At 41.0% G+C, this 20544-nt stretch carries 23 protein-coding genes; 21 read left to right on the top strand and 2 right to left on the bottom strand.

What is annotated here, in order from left to right:
- Positions 1-10: 10 nt before the first annotated feature.
- From A361_RS25685 to A361_RS25660, 6 genes are all read left to right on the top strand, one after another.
- Positions 11-616, top strand: coding sequence for a pyroglutamyl-peptidase I (locus tag A361_RS25685; RefSeq protein WP_019380635.1), 606 nt, complete (start codon positions 11-13; stop codon positions 614-616).
- Positions 617-917: 301 nt separating this feature from the next.
- Positions 918-1100 carry a hypothetical protein gene (locus A361_RS25680; RefSeq protein WP_009332179.1) on the top strand — a complete coding sequence of 61 codons (183 nt, stop codon included), beginning with the start codon at positions 918-920 and terminating at the stop codon, positions 1098-1100.
- 145 nt (positions 1101-1245) lie between these two features.
- Positions 1246-1548, top strand: coding sequence for a DUF4212 domain-containing protein (locus A361_RS25675; RefSeq protein ID WP_019380636.1), 303 nt, complete (start codon positions 1246-1248; stop codon positions 1546-1548).
- Between the two features lie 93 nt (positions 1549-1641).
- Positions 1642-3312, top strand: a complete 1671-nt coding sequence (locus A361_RS25670; protein WP_019380637.1) for a sodium:solute symporter family protein — start codon at positions 1642-1644, stop codon at positions 3310-3312.
- Positions 3293-5203 (top strand): DUF294 nucleotidyltransferase-like domain-containing protein, encoded by a 1911-nt coding sequence (locus tag A361_RS25665; protein WP_019380638.1) that lies wholly within the window; start codon positions 3293-3295, stop codon positions 5201-5203. Before A361_RS25670 ends, A361_RS25665 begins: the two co-directional genes overlap by 20 nt.
- Before the next feature lie 17 nt (positions 5204-5220).
- Positions 5221-5883, top strand: a complete 663-nt coding sequence (locus A361_RS25660; protein ID WP_019380639.1) for a PolC-type DNA polymerase III — start codon at positions 5221-5223, stop codon at positions 5881-5883.
- 83 nt (positions 5884-5966) lie between these two features.
- Here A361_RS25660 and A361_RS25655 read toward each other — a convergent pair whose 3' ends face one another.
- A complete protein-coding gene (locus A361_RS25655; protein WP_019380640.1) occupies positions 5967-6605 on the bottom strand; it encodes a LysM peptidoglycan-binding domain-containing protein in 639 nt (212 codons plus the stop codon).
- Between the two features lie 135 nt (positions 6606-6740).
- On the opposite strand from A361_RS25655, the gene A361_RS30340 reads away from it, so the two are divergent.
- The 8 genes from A361_RS30340 to A361_RS25615 all read left to right on the top strand — a co-directional run bounded on the left by A361_RS30340 (position 6741) and on the right by A361_RS25615 (position 12424).
- Positions 6741-6926: a hypothetical protein gene (locus tag A361_RS30340; protein ID WP_019380641.1), complete on the top strand. Its 186-nt coding sequence runs from the start codon at positions 6741-6743 to the stop codon at positions 6924-6926.
- A 373-nt stretch (positions 6927-7299) separates the two neighbouring features.
- Positions 7300-7572, top strand: coding sequence for a sporulation transcriptional regulator SpoIIID (spoIIID, locus tag A361_RS25645; protein WP_009332173.1), 273 nt, complete (start codon positions 7300-7302; stop codon positions 7570-7572).
- Between the two features lie 520 nt (positions 7573-8092).
- Positions 8093-9094 carry a rod shape-determining protein gene (locus A361_RS25640; protein WP_009332172.1) on the top strand — a complete coding sequence of 334 codons (1002 nt, stop codon included), beginning with the start codon at positions 8093-8095 and terminating at the stop codon, positions 9092-9094.
- Between the two features lie 330 nt (positions 9095-9424).
- The gene (locus A361_RS25635; protein ID WP_019380642.1) at positions 9425-10264 is read left to right on the top strand and encodes a flagellar hook-basal body protein; all 840 of its coding nucleotides are present in this window, start codon (positions 9425-9427) and stop codon (positions 10262-10264) included.
- A gap of 34 nt (positions 10265-10298) precedes the next feature.
- Positions 10299-11126 (top strand): flagellar hook-basal body protein, encoded by an 828-nt coding sequence (locus A361_RS25630; RefSeq protein WP_019380643.1) that lies wholly within the window; start codon positions 10299-10301, stop codon positions 11124-11126.
- Between the two features lie 17 nt (positions 11127-11143).
- Positions 11144-11413 (top strand): DNA-directed RNA polymerase subunit beta, encoded by a 270-nt coding sequence (locus tag A361_RS25625; protein ID WP_009332169.1) that lies wholly within the window; start codon positions 11144-11146, stop codon positions 11411-11413.
- A gap of 127 nt (positions 11414-11540) precedes the next feature.
- Positions 11541-11969, top strand: a complete 429-nt coding sequence (gene fabZ / locus A361_RS25620) for a 3-hydroxyacyl-ACP dehydratase FabZ (RefSeq protein ID WP_019380644.1) — start codon at positions 11541-11543, stop codon at positions 11967-11969.
- A gap of 119 nt (positions 11970-12088) precedes the next feature.
- Entirely contained in the window at positions 12089-12424 is a 336-nt protein-coding gene (locus A361_RS25615) for a hypothetical protein (RefSeq protein ID WP_232292477.1), read from the top strand.
- 49 nt (positions 12425-12473) lie between these two features.
- Here the strand turns inward: A361_RS25615 and A361_RS25610 are convergent, their stop codons facing one another.
- A complete protein-coding gene (locus A361_RS25610) occupies positions 12474-12932 on the bottom strand; it encodes a YwpF-like family protein (RefSeq protein ID WP_009332166.1) in 459 nt (152 codons plus the stop codon).
- Positions 12933-13200: 268 nt separating this feature from the next.
- Between A361_RS25610 and ssb the strand changes: the two genes are divergently transcribed.
- The 7 genes from ssb (at position 13201) to A361_RS25570 (ending at position 20311) form a co-directional block, all read left to right on the top strand.
- Positions 13201-13569: a single-stranded DNA-binding protein gene (gene ssb / locus A361_RS25605; protein ID WP_009332165.1), complete on the top strand. Its 369-nt coding sequence runs from the start codon at positions 13201-13203 to the stop codon at positions 13567-13569.
- Positions 13570-13574: 5 nt separating this feature from the next.
- Complete coding sequence (locus A361_RS25600; RefSeq protein WP_226280796.1) at positions 13575-13757, top strand: hypothetical protein; 183 nt, start codon at positions 13575-13577, stop codon at positions 13755-13757.
- 914 nt (positions 13758-14671) lie between these two features.
- On the top strand, positions 14672-15445 hold the full coding sequence (locus A361_RS25595; protein ID WP_019380646.1) for a Cof-type HAD-IIB family hydrolase: 774 nt from the start codon (positions 14672-14674) through the stop codon (positions 15443-15445).
- Positions 15446-15566: 121 nt separating this feature from the next.
- Positions 15567-15866 (top strand): hypothetical protein, encoded by a 300-nt coding sequence (locus A361_RS25590; RefSeq protein ID WP_019380647.1) that lies wholly within the window; start codon positions 15567-15569, stop codon positions 15864-15866.
- A gap of 466 nt (positions 15867-16332) precedes the next feature.
- Entirely contained in the window at positions 16333-17058 is a 726-nt protein-coding gene (locus tag A361_RS25580) for an alpha/beta fold hydrolase (RefSeq protein WP_019380649.1), read from the top strand.
- A 165-nt stretch (positions 17059-17223) separates the two neighbouring features.
- Positions 17224-18519 carry an IS110 family transposase gene (locus tag A361_RS25575; protein ID WP_019380651.1) on the top strand — a complete coding sequence of 432 codons (1296 nt, stop codon included), beginning with the start codon at positions 17224-17226 and terminating at the stop codon, positions 18517-18519.
- A 763-nt stretch (positions 18520-19282) separates the two neighbouring features.
- The gene (locus A361_RS25570; protein ID WP_019380652.1) at positions 19283-20311 is read left to right on the top strand and encodes a hypothetical protein; all 1029 of its coding nucleotides are present in this window, start codon (positions 19283-19285) and stop codon (positions 20309-20311) included.
- Positions 20312-20544: the final 233 nt, after the last annotated feature.

Genomic DNA, 20544 nt, shown 5'->3' with positions numbered 1-20544 from the left:
GGGGAGAAATATGAAGAAGCTTCTATTAACCGGATTTGAACCTTTTCTTGATTTTCCAATCAATCCGACGGAAAAGATTGTACATGCATTGGATGGCAAAGCTGTTGGAGACTATGAAATTATGGGGCACCTTTTGCCGGTGGATTTTAATCTCGCCCCTAAGGAAATAGCAGAGGAAGTAATGGCGAAAAAACCGGATGCAGTGATTTCTCTTGGACTGGCAGCTGGCCGTACAGCCATCACACCTGAAAGAATCGCGATCAATTGCCAGGACGGGGAGCCGGATAATAGCGGAGTCGCCCCTGAAGACAAACTGATAGAGGAAAATGGTCCCGATGGCTATTTTTCAACGCTTCCAATCCGCCGGATGGTTAATAGGCTTAAAGAAGCGGGATATCCTTCTGCCATCTCGAACTCAGCGGGGACTTATTTATGCAATAACGTTATGTACTCTGTGCTTCATCTGCTAAAATCCGCAAACACTGAAGTACCGGCGGGTTTTGTGCATATTCCTGCTTCCCACGAGCTGGCAGCTGCCAGCAAAAAAGGCATGGCAAGCTGGTCTGATTCAGATTTGCTGGAGGCAATTACTCTTATCATCAAAGAATTGGATTAAAGAGCCGGACAGGCTCTTTTTTTTCGAAGTTTTTATTATCACTATAGTGTTTTCCTCTAATGCCCTAAAGCCTCCGCCATCCATACTTGCGGACAAAAACCCTTAAGTATCAATGGGAGCAGTTGGTTCTTTTAAAAAAATTTAATATATTTCCAGCATGTACTTGACCTGGAAATGATTTTTGTACATAATGAAGTATGAATTTTCTTAAAATTAAATGAAGTCAGAAAATAACTATTTTAAAACTTAAAGCAGAAAGCGGCAAAAAATGACAGCGCTTTCTAAAAAGGAGGGAACCAAATTGCTTACGTTAATGTCTATGATGATTATTACAGGTATCTGCCTTTTTCTAGCTTTAAGAAAGAAAAGACCAATCTTCCTGGCAGTTCCATTTCTATCAATCTTTGCTTACTTCCTCGTTCAAATCATTCTTGTTCCCGCACCTTTCATGGATACAGTCAAATTTATTTTCAGTTTAAGGTAATGGTTTTGTCCGGGTCCGGATAACGGATCCGGTGAAATAGCGGCGATTCAGCTGCAGATAACCGATAAAGGAGTGATTCCTGACAATAAAGTCTGTTAATCAGAATCAAGAGTGCGAATTTATCATTTTTACCGGGGGTGGAGTTTTGAAAAAAATTGATAAAAAAGTAGCAGACAGTTATTTCCGCGAAAAGACTCGGAACATGATCATTTATTTTGCTATTGGATTTCTTGCCTCTTTTGGCGTGGTCTTTTTTGCAGAACCATTAAGCGATATTTCGATTAACGGATTTCCATTCCATTACTTCATGGGCGCACAGGGCGCGGTCCTGACCTTTATCATTCTGCTGTTCGTTAATGCCAAAATGGGGGATGCCATTGACCGGAAATATGGAATTGATGAAAACAAAAATGAACAGATCAGCTCAGGGAAAGTTCTTGATCATTAATTAATGAAAAATGAGCGGCTGTTCAAGCCGCCGCTATAAATAGAGAAAAAAGGGGCGTCATATAAATTTTTTACGGAATAAAGGGGGATGTCTTTGGATACACAATTTTTGGTCTCATTATCCATTATTTTAGCTACATTTGCTTTATATATTGGAATAGCCATTTATAATAAGGCAAAAGAAACATCGGAGTTCTATGTTGCCGGCCGCGGGGTGCCGCCAGTCTTTAATGGAATGGCGATAGGCGCCGACTGGATGAGTGCCGCTTCCTTTATCGGGATGGCGGGAACGATCATGCTCCTGGGCTATGACGGTCTTGCCTATATTATGGGCTGGACGGGCGGATATCTGCTCTTAACCTTCCTTTTGGCACCACAGCTGAGGAAATACGGCCGCTACACGGTTCCTGAATTCATCGGTGACCGGTTTGACAGCCACACAGCCCGTGTGATTGCAGCCCTTTGTACGATCATTATCAGCTTCACTTATTCGATTGGCCAGCTTTCCGGTTCAGGAGTGGTTATTGGCCGCCTGTTTGAAATTGATGCGAAGCTTGGAACCATGATCGGTGTCGTTCTTATTGCCTTTTATGCTGCATTCGGCGGCATGAAGGGGATTACTTGGACGCAGGTTGCTCAGTATGTCATTTTGATTATCGCATATATCATTCCAGTCGTTTTCATGTCCCTTCAAATTACAGGAAACCCGGCCCCATGGCTTTCTTATGGGGAGCTTGTCGGTAAAATGGGTGAACTCGACCGGGAGCTTGGAATCTCTGAATATTTTGCACCATTTACAAATGGAACAAAGTGGCAGTTCCTGGCTCTTATGTTTACACTGATGGCTGGTACAGCCGGTCTTCCGCACGTAATTGTCCGTTTCTATACGGTATCAACGATGAAGGCCGCCCGCTGGTCTGGGGCATGGGCATTGCTGTTCATCGGCTTGCTTTATCTATCTGCACCTGCATACTCTGCATTCTCCCGTTTCATTTTAATGACACAGGTTGCCGGCAGCAAAATTACAGAACTGCCTGCCTGGACGAAGACATGGGTTGATACAGGCAAGCTGCAAGTAGCTGATGGCAATGGCGATGGGGTACTGCAATGGAATGAACTCATTATCTCGAACGATATAGTCGTTATGGCGACACCTGAAATTGCCAATCTTGGCATGTTTGTCATCGGTCTTGTGGCGGCTGGGGCAATGGCTGCTGCATTATCAACAGCCGGCGGTTTGATGATTGCGATATCTTCTGCCTTTGCCCATGATATTTTTTACCGGGTGCTAAAACCGAATTCAACTGAAAAGACACGTCTTTCTGTTGCTCGCTGGTCCATTGTAATCGCCACTCTTTTAGCAGGTGTAATCGCACTTAACCCTCCAGGAGCGATTACGCAAATTGTTGCCTGGGCATTCGCACTCGCGACCGGAACATTCTTCCCTGCGCTTGTTCTGGGGGTCTGGTGGAAGCGTTCAAACTCACAGGGGGTTATTGCCGGCTTGCTGGTCGGATTAGGTGTAACTTTGGCTTACATCTTTGCAGCTAAATATGGCGGCTTCACCATCCTGGGTATCATTGATACAGGTGCTGGTGTGTTTGGTGCCGCTGCAGCATTTGCAGCTAATATCATTGTTTCTCTCATGACAGCTGCCCCTTCGCAAAAAATTCAGGAGGAGGTTATGGATCTTCGCTATCCGGAGCAAATGGTCTACAAAGATGGTGAAGTATGGATGAACGATGATGGATCAAAATCTGTATAACCTATACCATTTGGAGGCTGTGCGGTTTCACCCCTTTTTTCAAGGGGTGGAATTTGACACAGCCCTTTCACTTCTATCTTTGTGTGAAGTCCGCCGCTATGGGAAAAGTGAAATTATCCTGAAAAAAGATAAACCGCGTGAAGGCCTTCTGCTCCTTTTAGAAGGTCTTTCAGAGGTATTGGTAAAAAATGAACATAATGGACGGGAAGAAGTACTTGAAGTAGTCCAGGCAGGGGAAATGATTGGTTTTTCCAGCCTCGCCGATTTCCTGGGAGTTTCCAAAAAGATCGATACAGAGTCAATGGTCGAAGTCAAAGCCTCCAGCGAGGTAAGGGCGATGTTCATTCCGTTTGAAGTGGTGAGAAAAAGATGGGATGACCCTGCTGTTCATGATTACTTGCTGACACAGGTAGTCATCAGATTGAAAGATGTTTACGCTTCTCTTGCAGAACAGGTAAAACTCGCGACAGATCATGGAGAAAATGACCCATTCATAATCCGGGTTCAGGATGTCATGAGTACTGAGGCGGCTGCAGTCAGTCCGGACGCATCCATTCAGGAGGCCGCTAAATTAATGCATAATAGGAAAATAAGTTCGATCCTCGTTGCAGAGAATGATTGCTTGTTAGGGATTATTACGGAAAGAGACATAGTGGAACGGGTAGCTGCTGCAGGTGCTGATTTATCTGCTCAGGCAAGAACCATTATGACAGAAAATCCAGTCACGATATCAAGGTTTGCGTATTATTATGAGGCCCTTTCACTGATTCTGTTTAAGGGTGTCAAACACCTGCCTGTCAAGGAAGATTCTAAGGTGGTAGGGATTGTGACGCTATCAGATTTGCTGAGAAAGAAAAACGAGAATGTGATGAAGACTGTTCGACAAATTGAAAAAGCCGACCGGGACAATCTTCCGCAAATCAAAACGGGCATCTATGACATTATTGATTCTTTAATAAGTGATCGTGTTCCCATATTAAAAATGCTTGAAATTATTACAAAGCTATACGATCGTCTGGCAGCAAGGATTATAGCTCTATCTATTTCTGAACTGAGAGAAAAAGGTTTACAGCAGCCCTGCGAATTTGTTTTCTATCAAATGGGCTCAAGCGGCCGTGGAGAACAGTTCATGCTCACAGACCAGGATCATTTCCTCGTTTATGAGAGTCATTCAGAAGAAGCCACGGCATTTTTTGAAGAGCTGGGAAAAAGAATCACCTCTAATATGGAAGCAGCTGGCTATGCACGCTGCAAAGGGCTCATGATGTGCAGTGAACAGAAATGGCGCGGCTCATTGACAGTATGGGAAGAGAGGCTGCGAACATGGATGCTCCATTCAACAAATGACCATTTATTATTAGCGCAAAACTTCTTCTCCTATCGGCTAATTGCGGGGAGTGAAGGGCTGCATGCGGAATTTGAAGCGCTGGCCGCTGAACAGGTTAAGCGGTCCAGAATTTTTTTATACCGGCTGGCACAGCTGGAAAAGGAACATGGCATACCCGCCCTGGATCAGCCGATCCGATCCCTATTCAAGCTGCATCGAAAGAACATCGATATGAAAAAAGATATTCTATTTCCCTATCATCATAGTCTGCAGATCCTGTCACTTATACATGGAAAACTATCAGGCACACCAATGGAAAAAATAGATTTCCTGCAGGAGAAGCAGGTGTTCTCAAAGGAGTTTGCATCCGATTTAAAGGAAGCGGTAAGTACTATTATGACATTGTATGTCACCCAGCGATGGCAGCAGGAGAAAGCAGGTGCCTCTTTCTCTTCCGTTATATCATTTACAAGAATGTCTACCCGCGAAAAAGAAGAATTGATTCTAAGCTTAAAGACATTAAGGGAGCTGCAGAGCCAGGCAATCGCAAGATTCTCTCTATAGATCTGAAGGAGGCTGGTATGTTTTTTCTCAGAAAGAATGTGACGTGTTCCTTAACGTATGAGAATATTCCGTTATCCACGCCGCTTGAAGATCTGAGTTTTATTGTATTTGATACTGAAACAACAGGATTTCAAGTATCTGCAACAGACCGGATCATTGAGATTGGTGCCGTCCCTGTAAAAGGATTTCAAGTGCAGGAAAAGGACCTTTTTCAGACATATGTTAACCCAAAACGACAAATTTCTCGGGAAATAAGAGAATTAACCTCTATTTCCGATGAGCTGGTTAAAGATGCCCCGCAGGCATTGGAAGCCATTCTAAGCTTTTTTGATTATGTTGAATCAAGGGAAGCGGTATGCCTGGTTGGCCATTATGTAGGCTTTGATGCACTTGCTATCAAAAGTGAATTTAAACGCGAAAAGCTTGCTTTGAAAAATTTCCTTACTATTGACACGCTGGATTTGATTGGCTTTATCGCCCCGTCCTATGATATGCGCGACCTTGAGAGATATGCCATGGCATTCGGCACCCGCATATATGACCGCCATAGTGCAGTAGGGGATGCTTTAACTACCGCATACCTATATGTTGAATTGCTCTTTCAGTTTCAGCAGAGGGGCCATAAAACCTGGGGGGAATTGATTAAAGCAACCGACAGTCAAATGAGATCCCTATTTTAATGACAGTGGTTGGAATGTTGGTGAGTGGATGATTGATGCGGTTAAACCAGTGGAAAGCCGGCAGAATGCGGCTTTCCATGCCTTTACTGTATATCGATCAGTGAACCGTCCTTATAAACCACCAGGACTTCTTTTCCTGACATTTTTTGATAGGTTTGTGCTGTTCCATAAGGTACCTTCAGTGTGAAATAATCATCCCCATTTTTAAATTCCACCGTAAAATTGTCTGCCGCACCAGTGATGACTGCTTTTATTTTGGAAATATCCCCTTTAATGGTCAATTTCTGATTAATGAGTACCATATCACTTTTTAACTTGTTTAATCTTTTCAGTTCATTGACATTCATGCGGAAGCGCTTTGCGATTCCCCATAGTGTATCGCCCGGCACCACGGTATAAACAGCTGTCTCATTATTGAACGGTTCTTCTGTATGACGCTCAGTCCGAACCTCCAGTGATTGCCCTGGATGAATTGTGTCAGACTTCAGATGGTTAACCGCTTTCAATTCTTTAACAGTCATATCATGTTCCCTGGAGATTTTATATAATGTATCTCCATGCTTCACTTTGTAGGTGCCTGTCAATGCCTGAGCTTCTTTTGATGAAACGCTGAAACCGGCTGATGCGATTACTGCAGCGAACACAGTGCTGGCTGCCGCCATTCCTCTTGCTTTTATCTTCTTTCTTTTATCGTTTAGAATTCTTTCCTTGCGTGTTTGCATACTATGTTCATCCTATCCTTTGGAATATAATGGTTTTATAACCAATTAAATGAATTGTTTTCCGAGAAAAATAGTACGGTAAAAATATCCGGTTCACAATAGGGAGGAGTTCCTGGCTCTTTACCCTTGTTTCCGATGATGTACATAGTTCAATCCACTCTGCAATTCCTAGATTTATGCATTTATCTGATTCTAAAGAAATTGTTTATGTCTATAGAAATGAATGATCCGGCAATGAAGGGTTTTGATGGATATGCGGTAAAAGTACTGGATTTTATTAATGAATCAATTAAAATTAGGAAAGTCTTCACTGGTCTTTAGGCCGCTTATTTTTCAAATACCCCAAAGGATTTTTTGAAAACATTTCTGATTTTTGGCCTCCAGATGTCCTATTTTCAAAAAATTTACACAAAACCTTGTCCCTATTGAGTTTTTCGTGCATATTACCTCAACCAAGCTAATAAACTGTTACAAACCTTACAAAGAGAATGTATGAGGTGAGGGATCGTTTTACTAAAACTAATGAATATGTTGAGGACATGTTTAATTATCGCAAGCTGAAAGCAAGCCTTTCAGGCGCATGCACGATTAAACTCATTTTAATCATGAATCCATGCGGAATACAGTTAAAAACCAGACAGAAAGCGAGTCTCATTTCACACTTCTCACATCCAAATCGGGGAGGGCGAGTGGTGTGCACGATTACATCAAAGAGAGAACTATCAAGATTGGAAAGTATATCGTGGAGACGAAAAAAACGGTTCGCGTAATCGCGAAGGAGTTTGGCGTATCCAAAAGTACAGTCCATAAAGACTTGACGGAAAGACTACCTGAAATCAATCCTGAACTGGCAAACGAAGTAAAGGAAATCCTGGATTATCATAAATCGATCCGCCATCTGCGCGGCGGCGAAGCCACAAAAATGAAATACAAAAAAGAGGAAATGGAAGAAGAGCCAGTTAAATGAAAAGATTCAAAAGGCGCTGATAAAGGCGTCAAAGGCTAAAGACTGCCGTTTTTAGCAGTATCATGGCAATTTTTGTTTTGCTGTACATGATGGACCTTCATGCGGCTCCGGGGGCTAAAAGATCATAAGCTGTTTCCATGGCCTGAACAAGGCTTTGCTATATGGATTTAAGCCCCTTCCTAAGTCGCCTGCATCTATTTCCCCATTTCGACAAAAACCCTCAAAAAGTCTCACAAAATCTGTCAAAATGTTACTGCTTTCACAAGGAATGTGTTAAAATATAAAATTAGGATAGAACTTGGTTCGTAAAGACTAGGACTCCTAATGAGAACGCCGGGCAAAATCATTTCTTTTTAAAAAGAACTGATTTTTTTGCGTGGCTTAAACTGCAGTTGCGAATAATGACTTGAACATCTAACTAAAAATTTATAAGCGAAGTTCGCTTTAAGAATGCCTAAATAGAGAGAGCCTTCAAAGGTGCGGACAGAAGCTGGCCATTTTGCAAGGAGGAAAAAGAGAAATGTTTGCTAGGGATATTGGGATTGATTTAGGAACTGCCAACGTGCTAATCCACGTTAAAGGACGCGGAATTGTGCTGAATGAACCATCTGTAGTGGCAATTGATAAAAATACAAACAAAGTACTGGCCGTCGGGGAAGAGGCGCGCCGCATGGTCGGACGCACACCAGGGAACATTGTGGCAATCCGCCCGCTAAAAGACGGTGTTATTGCCGACTTTGATGTGACAGAAGCGATGCTGAAGCACTTTATCAATAAACTGAATGTTAAAGGCTTCTTATCAAAGCCGCGCATTTTAATCTGCTGCCCGACAAATGTTACAGGTGTTGAGCAGAAGGCGATTAGGGAAGCTGCTGAAAAAAGCGGCGGCAAAAAGATATATCTTGAAGAAGAACCAAAAGTTGCGGCAATCGGAGCAGGCATGGATATCTTCCAGCCGAGCGGAAACATGGTTGTCGATATCGGCGGCGGTACAACAGATGTAGCGGTTTTATCAATGGGAGACATTGTTACGTCTTCTTCTATTAAGATGGCCGGAGATAAATTTGACAACGAAATTCTTCAATATATCAAAAAAGAATACAAGCTTCTAATCGGCGAAAGAACTGCCGAAAATATTAAAGTAACAATCGGGACCGTATTTCCTGGCGGCAAAAGCGAGGAAATGGAAATCCGGGGCCGTGACATGGTTTCAGGTCTGCCGAGAACGATTACCGTACGCTCTGAAGAAGTTCAGGGTGCTCTGGCAGAATCTGTTGATGTCATCGTACAGGCTGCCAAAAGCGTGCTTGAACGCACACCGCCTGAACTGTCTGCAGACATCATCGACCGCGGGGTTATTTTAACAGGCGGCGGGGCCCTTCTTCACGGAATTGACCAGCTTCTGGCTGAAGAGCTGAAAGTCCCTGTTTTAATTGCAGAAAACCCGATGGATTGCGTAGCCGTTGGAACAGGTATCATGCTTGATAATATTGATAAGCTTCCAAAGAAGAAGCTTGTATAATTGTGGACCCGTCTTTTTGGCGGGTTTTTCTTTTGGGAACAGCTCAAGTGCTGTTTTTGCGCAAAGTGACCAATAAATTTAGAAATTCACCGATAAAATTCTAAATTGGCCGATAAATAAAAAATGTGACCGGTAAAAATGAAATCTGACCGATATCAATAAGTGAATATATCTTTAGTAAACTTTCTCCTATTCCAGCCGATTAAAAAAAGGTACAGCTTTTTTCAAAATCTGACTCAATTCTTCAAAATTTTTAATGTTTATTGTCGGAAAGTTTCTTATAATAGAGGTAAATAGATGTTCGGAATTGCAATTTAGAGGTGATTAAAGATGTTTAGAGGTTTCTACACGGCTGCTTCCGGGATGCTTGCGCAGCAGCGGAGGACAGAAGTGCTGACGAATAATATGGCGAATGCCAATACACCAGGTTTTAAAGCAGATCAGACAAGCTTAAGGGCTTTTCCTGAGATGCTTTTGCAGCGAATTGGCCAGAAGACAGTTCCGACCGAGAAAGGCCTTAATCTTCCTTTTAATCCGGAAGTGGGCAGCCTGAATTCAGGGGTCTATATGCAGGAGACACTGCCATCCTTCATGCAGGGAGATATGAAGGAAACAGGCCTGAATACGGACCTGGCCTTGCTTGATCTTAATCTTCCAGTTAATCCGGATACTGGCTTAAGTGGGTCTGTCTTTTATACAGCAGCAGGTATTGATGGCGAGCAGCGCTATACAAGGAATGGAAATTTTACCCTTGATGGAGAAGGTTATTTAACGACAGCGAGCGGATTATATATTCTGGATGATGCGGGTGAACGGATTCAGCTCTCCAGTGACCGCTTTAAAGTGAGTGAAGATGGTGTGATAACAGGTGAAGCGGGTGAAACAGCGAGACTGGGCATTATGTATGCACAAAACCCTGAAAGCCTGCGTAAAGAGGGTGACGGACTGTTTGCAGTGACAGAAGAAAGCGTCCTTGAGAATGCCTATAATGCACAGAATGTCCAATTCAAGCTGCAGCAGGGCTATTTGGAGCGTTCCAATGTAGATGCTTCCCGGACGATGACAGATATGATGACCGCCTATCGCTCTTTTGAAGCAAACCAAAAGGTCCTGCAGGCTTATGACCGCAGTATGGAGAAAGCCGCAAATGAAATCGGGCGGATCGGGTAATGTCCTGCGGCAGACCCGCTAAGGGGGAAGAACAATGAATAGAACCATGATCACAGCAACGAATACTCTGGCACAGCTGCAGAAGCAGATGGATATTGTCAGTCATAATGTGGCCAACATTGATACAGCGGGCTATAAAAGAAGAGAAGCCAATTTTACCGATTTGCTTTTTCAGCAGTTCAATAATCAGCGGAATCCGAATGCGGAGACCGCAAGACTAACACCTGCAGGCATCAGGCAAGGTGTAGGGGCAAAGCTCGCGCAATCCCAAATTGTCATGAAGCAGGGTGCCTTAAAGGCAACCGAACGGCCGCTTGATCTAGCCTTCACAAAAGAAGGGCAGTATTTCCGTGTGCTCGAGCAGACCGAAGAGGGAGCAGCTGTGCGTTTTACCAGAACAGGCGCCTTTTATTTAACACCGGTTTCAGATAATGAGACCATGCTTGTAACAGGTGACGGACTTCCTGTTCTTGATGAAAATAATAATTCGATTATAATAAATGGACAAGCTAAAAATTTTAAAGTGACCGAAACAGGGAGCTTTTTGGCAGAAGCAGCCAATGGTTCCATCCAGGAATTCAATCTTGGAGTGGTTCTGATTAACAAGCCTCAATTCCTGGAGCAAAAAGGGGATAATCTTCTTGGCCTTCCTGATGGAGTTGACGGCGAGGGGATCTATACAGAGCTGAATGGTGCGCTCCGCGGCCAGATAGGAATGGCCCAGGGTTCCCTTGAACAATCCAATGTGGATATGTCTAAGGAAATGACAGATTTGATCAACCTGCAGCGGGCATATCAGTTTCAGTCAAGATCTGTCTCCATGGCTGATCAAATGATGGGGCTGATCAACGGAATACGTTAGGTAAAAGGGGAAATAAAATGTCAGTAAACAACAGTAATCAAGAAGCAGTCAAGACGCGTGAACAACTGAAAAAAGAACACAGCAAAGAAGAATCACCGCGTAAAGGGCGGGTTCGCATTCGCCTCATTCCGATCTGGCTTCGGATTATTATTGTCGTGCTTTTAATTTTCCTGAGCGTTACGGCCGGAGCCGCGGTCGGGTATGGAGTCATCGGCGGCGGGGAAGTAAAGGATATTTTTACAAAGTCCACATGGATGCATATTGTGGAGTTAGTTGAAAAAGAATAGAAAATGAAGAGGAGGGCGATGATGCCCTTCTTTTTTGTTTCCACTTTGCGTTCGCCCATTTTTTTAGTAAAATAAATATAAGCTATTATTAGTATCTGGTACTAAATACTGCAGGGGAGCGATACATATGAAATTGAATGTTGAAGAAATTAAAGAAATAATCCCTCACCGATACCCATTTCTGTTTGTGGATTCCATTGAAGAGCTTGAGCCTGGAAAAAGAGCTGTCGGCAAAAAGAATGTAAGTGCCAACGAGGAAGTGTTCAATGGGCATTTCCCGAATTACAATGTATTTCCAGGATGCCTGACACTTGAAGCCTGTGCACAGACAGGTGCTGTTGCCCTGCTGTCACTGGATGAATATAAAGGAAAGCTTGCCTTTTTTGCCGGTGTGGAGAAATGCCGCTGGAAACGCCAGGTGCGGCCGGGCGATACACTCATCATGGAAGTCGAACTGCTCTCCGTCCGCAGGGGAATCGGAAAAGGAAAAGCCGTTGCGACTGTAGAGGGCGAAGTGGCGATGGAAGCTGAAATTATGTTTGTAATTGAAAGGTAATGATAAAAGAAATCCCGTACGAAGCGTACGGGATTTTTTCTGTAAAAAAATATGCAAGTTGTTTCGGTTTTTGGGAAATATAAAGGAAGACCAATGCAGCAGGTCAACAATAAAACCCTATGAAAGGAGCTTTTACGATGAATAAAAAGCTTTTAACACTTATCGGAGGATCTGTTCTTTCTGCCATGCTTCTAGCAGGCTGTGCCACAGATAACCAGGATCCTCCGCCGGAAGATGATACAATTACAGAGGATAATGGAAACGTAGATGAAGGCGGTATGAACGGCGGCAACGGTGGCAACGGCGATATGACTAATGATCTGAATGAAAATACGGATGACAACGATATCAACACAGATGATGACGGCGACATGATGGAAGATAACAACGAGCCGGGCGAAGATGCAATCGAAGATAACAAAGATATGCAGGATAAAGATAATAAAGATAAGTAAAAAGGCAAGGACAGGGGTGAACCTGTCCTTTTCTAAAGAAAAACTCCCGTCATGATTGAGCGGGAGTTTCTTTATTTTCCTTTTTGGCAGCAGCCAGGCGCGGCTTGCTTTGCATCTTACCCTTGAATTCATCAAGCAGGCTGTCTCCAATAAAGCCCTTTTCCAGGAGGTCCTGAAGCAGCAGTTCGGCATAATCATTTTTTGTTCTTTTGAGTGATCCTTCAAAAAGGATGCTGATATGGTTTTCCAGTTCACTGATAGAGGTAATTTTAGTTTGGAATGCGGCTGGATCGTTTTCTTTTTTCGTAATTACAACTTGGATGGTCAGCTCGTCCTTGTCATCAGCGCGCTTTTTGAAGTACTCAAGATAGGATTTATCAATAAATGCCTCCAGGAGCCAGGTGCTCTTCTCGTCTTCTTTATTGATAATCAACCCATCATCCAGTTGAATATCAATCAGGCCATTTTCTTCCACTAATTGCAGAGAAACAAGTTTAAATGTTTTCATGGCTTACCTCCATCTCTAAAATAAGTTGTTTTATAAAAAATTATAACACAGGCCAAACTGAAAGCGAATTTGAGGGTTTGTCGAATTTTCTTATTTTGTATGTTGAAAATTAGATTTTAGGTGCTGTTTTTTCCGGAAAAGAGGCTGAAAAATGAATTTTTATGGTGTTTTTGCCGAAAAAGCACTGCAAAAAACTCTTTTTGTCTTTTTTACACAGTGAATGAGTTCCGGATATGATAAAGCTATCAAAGAGAGGAGATGAAAACCTATGATTAATCAAGTGACCCTGGTTGGAAGACTGACAAGGGATCCCGAGCTGAAACGGACACAGGAAGGCATTCCGGTGACAAATGTGACGCTGGCAGTAAACCGCCAATACCGCAATCAGAAGGGTGAAATCGATGCGGATTTTGTACAATGCACCTTATGGAAGAAAACGGCGGAAAATACATCCCAGTATTGCCGGAAGGGCACCTTGATTGGGATAACCGGGAGAATTCAGACGAGGCATTATGATAATCAGGAAAAGAAACGCATTTATGTAACAGAGGTGGTAGCGGAATCGGTCCGCTTTCTTGACCGGAAGAAGACAGAAGAATTCCCGGTGACCGTGACCAAGGAGGAACTGCCATTTTGAAAGAAGTGTCTGAAAGAGAAAAGGCATTGGAATATATGCTCGAAAGCCTCATAAAGATGCTCGGTAAATCGAACCAAAGAGTCGATGACTTGAATATACGGGTTCTCCAGCTTGAATCCTTCATTCGTGAAACCGCTATGCAAAACGGTCCCCGGGAGAAATCCGGAAGATTAACCTTCATGAACTGACGGCTTCCCCAACCAGCTGTCCACATATTTTCCTTCCCTATAGAGAATCAATCCTATCCCCAGCACTTCCCCTAAATTTGAAACCCGGTACTCCTGTGCCGGGTTATTTCTAACTCTGTTTGTGATGTGTATTTTAATATAAAATGTCACAGATTTAAAAATAAAATGTCACAATATTTTACTATAGGTGACACCTTAAAAATGTTATCTTATCAAGGTTTTCCTAAAATGATCCTGTCATACCTTGCTGTGGTTAGACCAGTAGTTTTTATTGTTTGTAAACGAAATTAATTTTAAATAATAATGTCATTTATTTTAAGTTTAGATAAACTGAGGAACCATGCTAAAACTGTTATAGTGGTAAATTTCCTTTCAGAGGCTTGGTGGTGTTGTTTAATTAAAACAAATTTAGTAACTCAAAAACAAAGTTGGTAACCGAATCTTCGTTCTTAAATGAATCGGGGACTGGCAAAGACAAGTGTGGTAATTTAAAAAAATCGGGTGGCGTACAGTACGTATGCTGCTCAATTTTTTGACTTACGATGTCAAAAACTCAATTTTCCCTTACTCTTTAAAACGGAACGTTTGTTTGTTATATAATATCTTCAAAGGAGGAGATAATAATGGAACAACTTGTTGATCAATGTCTTTGGAGAAATAAAAGGAGCAGATTAATGAATATCGGTACTGGGGAAATCATCATTCTCAAAATAGAATGGTGAAGAGAATTGGAGCAATCATTGAGAGTAAGGAAATAGTACATATGGGTGCGTTGATCCAGGAGGATTAAGCCCCTTTTTTGTTGAATTCTTTATTAAATAAACGGGGCAGGTTTGTTGAAGAAGGATTCCCTGTATGATGGGCGAATATTAAATATTAGTTTATTATAAAAAAACTATTTAACGGAGATATTTATGAGTTATAAAATTGTTTTTTTTGATGTTGATGGAACTATTACAAATCACAAAGATGGAAGCATTCCTATATCTGCAATTGAAGCAATAAAGACTTTGAAAAGCAAAGGGCTAAAGGTTGTGGCTGCAACAGGAAGGCCGCTTTCAATGTGTCGGGATCTGCAAGAATTTGGTATAGAAACATTTATAACTGCAAATGGTGGATACGTGAAGCACATTAAGGAAGTTATACATAAAGTACCAATGAATAAAAGTATTATTCAAGAAGTCATAGAATTTGCCAAAATAGAGAATAACGGTTTGTCGTTCTATACAGAAGAATTCAGTATGAATGGCGTAACGGAGGAGGAAATTTTAAAAGCTTTAAAGGAAACACTGTCTCTAAATGAGTATCCTGAAACTCATCCCCTAATTCACAATGAAGATATATTCTTATTGTGTTTGTTTGCAAATGATGAAACAGTTGAAAAGTATAAGCTAAAGTTCCCGCATCTAACATTTAAAAGATGGCATCCTTATGTGTTAAATGTTTTGCAGGAGGATGTTTCAAAGTCTTTAGCTACTATGAAAACTTTAGATTTCTTTGGAATCGATAAATCGGAAGCTATCGCTTTTGGTGACGGTGAAAATGATATTGATATGTTGGAATTAGTAGGGTTAGGTATAGCAATGGGGAATGGTAACGAGAAATTGAAAAAGGTCGCCGATTTTGTCACTAAGAAATCAAGTGAAGATGGAATTGAATATGCATTAAAAAAGTATGGAATTATTTAATTATTTATCCTTGGTGCGGACAGCGATCATTCAATCGAGAATATCGCTATTTTTCTTATTAAACAAAAGGAGCAGTATTGTTTAAGTTCGATAAGAATATTCTTTATATGGGGAGGATATTTTGAAAACTAGAAAAGGTCGCCTTATTTGGTTGTGTATATATTTTTTGATGTTTCTAACATTAACTCTACTTTATTTTTCTAATCAATTTTTTTCATCTGAACAAGATGCAGAAATGATTCCATTAATAGTATATGTATTTTTATCCTTAATTATCGCTTTATTAGCGGAGTGGTTCGGTGCTTTTAATAAGGAAAGCCCTCGATATATAAAATACATTTTTCAAGGAATAGCAGCACTTTGGTTTTTATTTTTATGGATATTTTTTAAAGATATGCTATTTTTGATGTTTTTTAGCTAATAGGGCATTAGCTCAATAAAGATACTCAATAATATAGAGCGTTGCCGTACAACACAATGCCAGAATAGGGCCAGCTTACGAGAGAATGTCTTGGAGAGAAAGGAATTATACGCTTGATTATTTTTGTGGAAATTTTACGAGCCATAGCTAGTGTTTTGCTTATTATAAGTGCTGGTTTCTATCTAAGACATTTAGAAAAGAGTAAAAGGCAAAGGAAACTTGTCTCACTTGAGTTAATTATGTATTTCACGATACAGTTTGCATTTATTCTCTTTGCTATCAGTTTTATAATTGCAGTATTTTCTTAGATAAAAATTGTTTATCAATCGGGCGCATTACTTTAAGATCAAGCTGCCATCTCAGGTGGCTTTTATTATTGTACAAACGGGGCAGGTTTGTTGAAGAAGAGTTTTAATACTGTTAAATTTTAACTAAGGATAGTTGGCAAAACGAGAGGAATGAACCAATGGATAAGGAAATGTTTATACATATAAGTAAATGTAAACTATATGCTAAATTGGTGGGAGAAAATAAAGGAAAGCCAACAGTCATAATGGATGCTGGATACGGAGACTTTTCTAAGGCCTGGAATTCAGTATTAAAAGAGATTTCAATGCTCTCTAGTGTACTAATATATGATAGAGCTGGACTTGGGAGAAGTGAACCAAGTTCTAATCCCAGAACTAGCCGTGAAATGGTAAAAGAATTAAAGGAACTGCTTAGTGAAGCCAAGATTAAACCTCCCTACATATTAGCAGGTCATTCATTTGGTGGAGTAAATATGCGGATGTTTGCTACAGAATATCCAAATGAAGTTTGTGGACTAGTCTTAATTGACTCTACTCCCGAAGATTACAAAGAACGATTTCTCCCTACTATGTCACAAGATTTTCAGCAAGCATATAACAAGCAATTCGTTTACGAAGGAAATTATGACGAATTTATGGAAAGTCTAAAGCAGTTAAAAGACACTAAACAAAAATTAAATGTACCATTAATTGTTCTTTCAGCGGGTAAGAAAGCTCATTATTCTATGGGATCACAAAAGTTATGGAATGAAATGCAGAGAGAAATACTTGACATATCCTCTGATGGAGAATTGGTAATTGCTGAAAACAGTGCTCACTATATCCAAAATGATGAACCGGAAGTGGTAGTCTCTGCGATAAAAAAGTTAGTTGAGAATACTTAGTTCAGCTGCTAATCAGGCAGCTTTTTTCTTTTCAAACAAAAGGGGCAGCATTCCTGTAATAAAGGAAAATGGAGTTTGAACAAAAAAATAACCTCTTGGTAGAATGAGAGAGTCCTGAAGCCGGGCAGCAGAAAGGACAAAACTCATATACCAGGAGGCTTTAAAATGAATTATAACCAAAATAAGAAGATTGCTCAAATTACTCCTTGCACCCTGATTATAGGGGTGGATATTGCGAAATTCAAGCATGTGGCACGTGCCCAGGATTTCAGGGGAATAGAATTTGGATCCCCTTGTTATTTCGAAAATACAAAAGAAGGTTTTGAGCATTTTCTATATTGGATTTCGGAAACGAAGAAAACACATAGTATGGAGAAAGTGATTGTCGGTATGGAGCCAACAGGTCATTATTGGTTTAACCTGGCTCACATTTTAAAAGAAAACGAGATTAAGTTTGTAGCTGTAAATCCCTTGCACGTCAAGAAAAGCAAGGAGCTTGATGATAATTCTCCAACTAAGAATGATGTAAAAGATGCCAAGGTCATTGCCCAACTGGTCAAGGACGGAAGATACGCCGAACCTACTATACCGCAAGGTGTTTATGCCGAACTCCGTGTGGCAAAGAAAATTCGCGATCTTTTAACCGAGGACCTACAAACGGTCCAGGGACAGGTGCACAACTGGATTGACCGGTATTTTCCGGAATTCTTGAAGGTCTTTAAGAAGTGGGAAGGCAAGGCTGCATTACAATTCTTACGTCTTTATGCATTACCACATGAAATAGCCAATTTCACGGAAGATGAATTACTTATCCATTTAAGAAAAACCGTAAAAAGAAGTGTAGGTGCCAATAAGATTCGGGAGTTAAAGCGAGCAGCGAGTCAGTCCATCGGACTTCGCCAAGGCTCTGAGATGGCAAAAATGGAGCTGAAAACTCTTCTGGCTAAATATGATTTGATTCAAATGGAACTCGAAGAATCGGATGCAAAAATAGATTCCCTGCTTGATGAAATCCCAGGTGTAGCTCAAATGTTAGCGGTCAAGGGTGTTGGAAGAGATACTGTCGCTGGTTTCTTTGCGGAAGTGGGTGACCTAAGTGACTACACTCACCCCCGTCAAATCATTAAGCTGGCCGGCTTGAGCCTAAAGGAAAATACGTCTGGAAAGCATAAGGGGAAAACCACCATCTCTAAGAGAGGCCGGAAGAAGCTAAGGGCTCTGTTGTTTAGGGTTTGCATGATTCTCGTTGCCAAAAATTCAGCTTTTAAGGCCCTTCATACTTACTATACGCAACGGACGGAAAATCCTTTAAAGAAGATGCAGTCCCTTATCGCTTTGTGTAATAAATTGATCCGTATTTTCTTTAGTATAAATAAAAAGCAATTCGAATTTAGTGAAGAAAAGATGTTAAAAGACATCCCTCACTTGTCAGGATTAAAGAAGGCAGAACTGGCCGCTTAAAACTGGATTCATTTAGATTAGTAATAGTTTTTGGTTTATAGTTTTGGAGACATTTGAAGCACGGATTAGTCGGCAAAGCAACTTAATTACGGGCATGGACCCTGTGGGGCAGCATGGCCGACATCCACCTCATGGAAAGGTTGGACGAAGGAATTTGAGAGCGAAGACTCTGTGAGGCATGGGAGGGTAGACCTCCATGAGAAATGTGGACATCCACCAGTGCGGTCATATTTTGACTTATCCACCAATTTCTGCAATTGGTTGGTTAGTGGGTTATAGTTCTTTTTTCTTTAATGGTCCAAATATATCCTTTCAAGTGAAAAATGTCCAACAATAAAGGACTTAACGGCAGGTAATTAACTATGAAAATCTAAGAAAACTAGAGTAAACAGCCGTTTTCGCTTCTTTTATTGAGGGAGCATTCCTGTAATTAAAGAAATAGCAAAAGAAAGTTTGTGAAGGAATGTACTTAAACAAAACGGGTGCATTACTTTAAGATTCCAGCTGCCATCTAAGGCGCTTTTCTTTTGGAGAAGAAACGGATAAGCGTGAAGGTTAGATAACTCTTCAAATCAATAACTTTGATATTGACTCAATTGAAATACCAGAAAACACTTTAGTGAGATTCGAAAATAATGGCTTCTTCAACTAACGGGTGAGTTGATCCAATAAGGGGAAAAGGTTTTAATGGATGGCTCTCCTATAAATTAGTAGAATGAATTATAAGAATAAATAAATACTCTGAAAAGGAGGGGATGAACGTATGAATCGACATTACGTAGAATTCAAAAACGACCTGGATAAGCGGTTTGGTTTCGACTTTTTTGAATCGCTCTACCAAGTTGACAGTGATTTCGGGACGGACCATATGGATATGAGTGAACTCACCTTGGAATTTTTTATTAAACAGACCTCCGGAAATGAATACCTAGAGTATTTGAAAAAGGATAGAGAACGATATCTCGTATGGATTAACATGGTCTTGATGACGTATCACTATTTTAAAAATCAAAAGAAGCACTTCGATTTATCCACTGATGTAACAAATCTATTGCTGCAAACCGATATGAAAGATGTACACGTTCAGTTTTTAAAGCTCCCATTCCAGACCATCTATTTAACAGTTCCAAAAGGAATGTTTAATGGCAGTGCTCAAGGCAAGTCAGTTGAAATAGAAGGAATCTATGTTCATCAATATAATTTGAGACCTTACAGCCAGAAGGAATTGAATCAACTGGTAGGGAAGGGCATCATCTCATACATCCAACTAGGACTGGTCATGAAGTCTGAAGGGGAATACCGGTATGGCACGATACATCTCAAATTCAAGAACGGAAATGTTCGGGAACAATTAAAGGACAACTATAAAAGGGCTGGATTGCAGTTCGAGGAGCTAGCAACGGATGTATTTGCTTTAGTGGTGAATACCCTCTTTTATATTCAGACCGATACTGCGGATGTTGAGTTTGTGGAACCAACTAAGCCCTTACTGGTCGTACAAAAGCCGGTACCCGCTGATAAAAGAGCGGGACATTACAGGATAGGCAGTAAGATAGTAATTGAACCAAGTCTAAAAAAACGGCTCAGTGAGCATAAAAGGAGCCCACTCAAAACAGAAAGAGAATATGGCTGGTTGGTCAGAGGACATTGGAGGAACCAGCCAGTAGGAAAAGGGAGAAAAGAACGAAAGTTAATATGGATTGAACCTCACCTTAAAGGAAATAAAGAAGGTCCAATACTATCCAAAGATTATGAGATAAAATCCAGTCCAATTTGGATAAGTATCATATAAATCAGCCAATGCATCCCAAAGGTTTTTCCACAAGTCCTCAAAATAACTTTCCTTGAATAATTTTTCTTTAAGACTAACGACCATATCATCAGGCAGCCGCTTTGTGTCGTGGATGTTCCCTATATCATCGTGGCGCCGATAGACATGATTTCCTCTCTGGCTTTTCCTTTTGTATACTCAACTATATCTACTAAAAACAGAATCAAAATGTCTGAATCCTTAGGCAATGTCGG

The organism is Cytobacillus oceanisediminis 2691 (assembly GCF_000294775.2).
Classification (GTDB): domain Bacteria; phylum Bacillota; class Bacilli; order Bacillales; family Cytobacillaceae; genus Cytobacillus; species Cytobacillus pseudoceanisediminis.
Note: the sequence above shows the minus strand (reverse complement) of the source record. Positions and strands in the feature narration are given on the sequence as shown.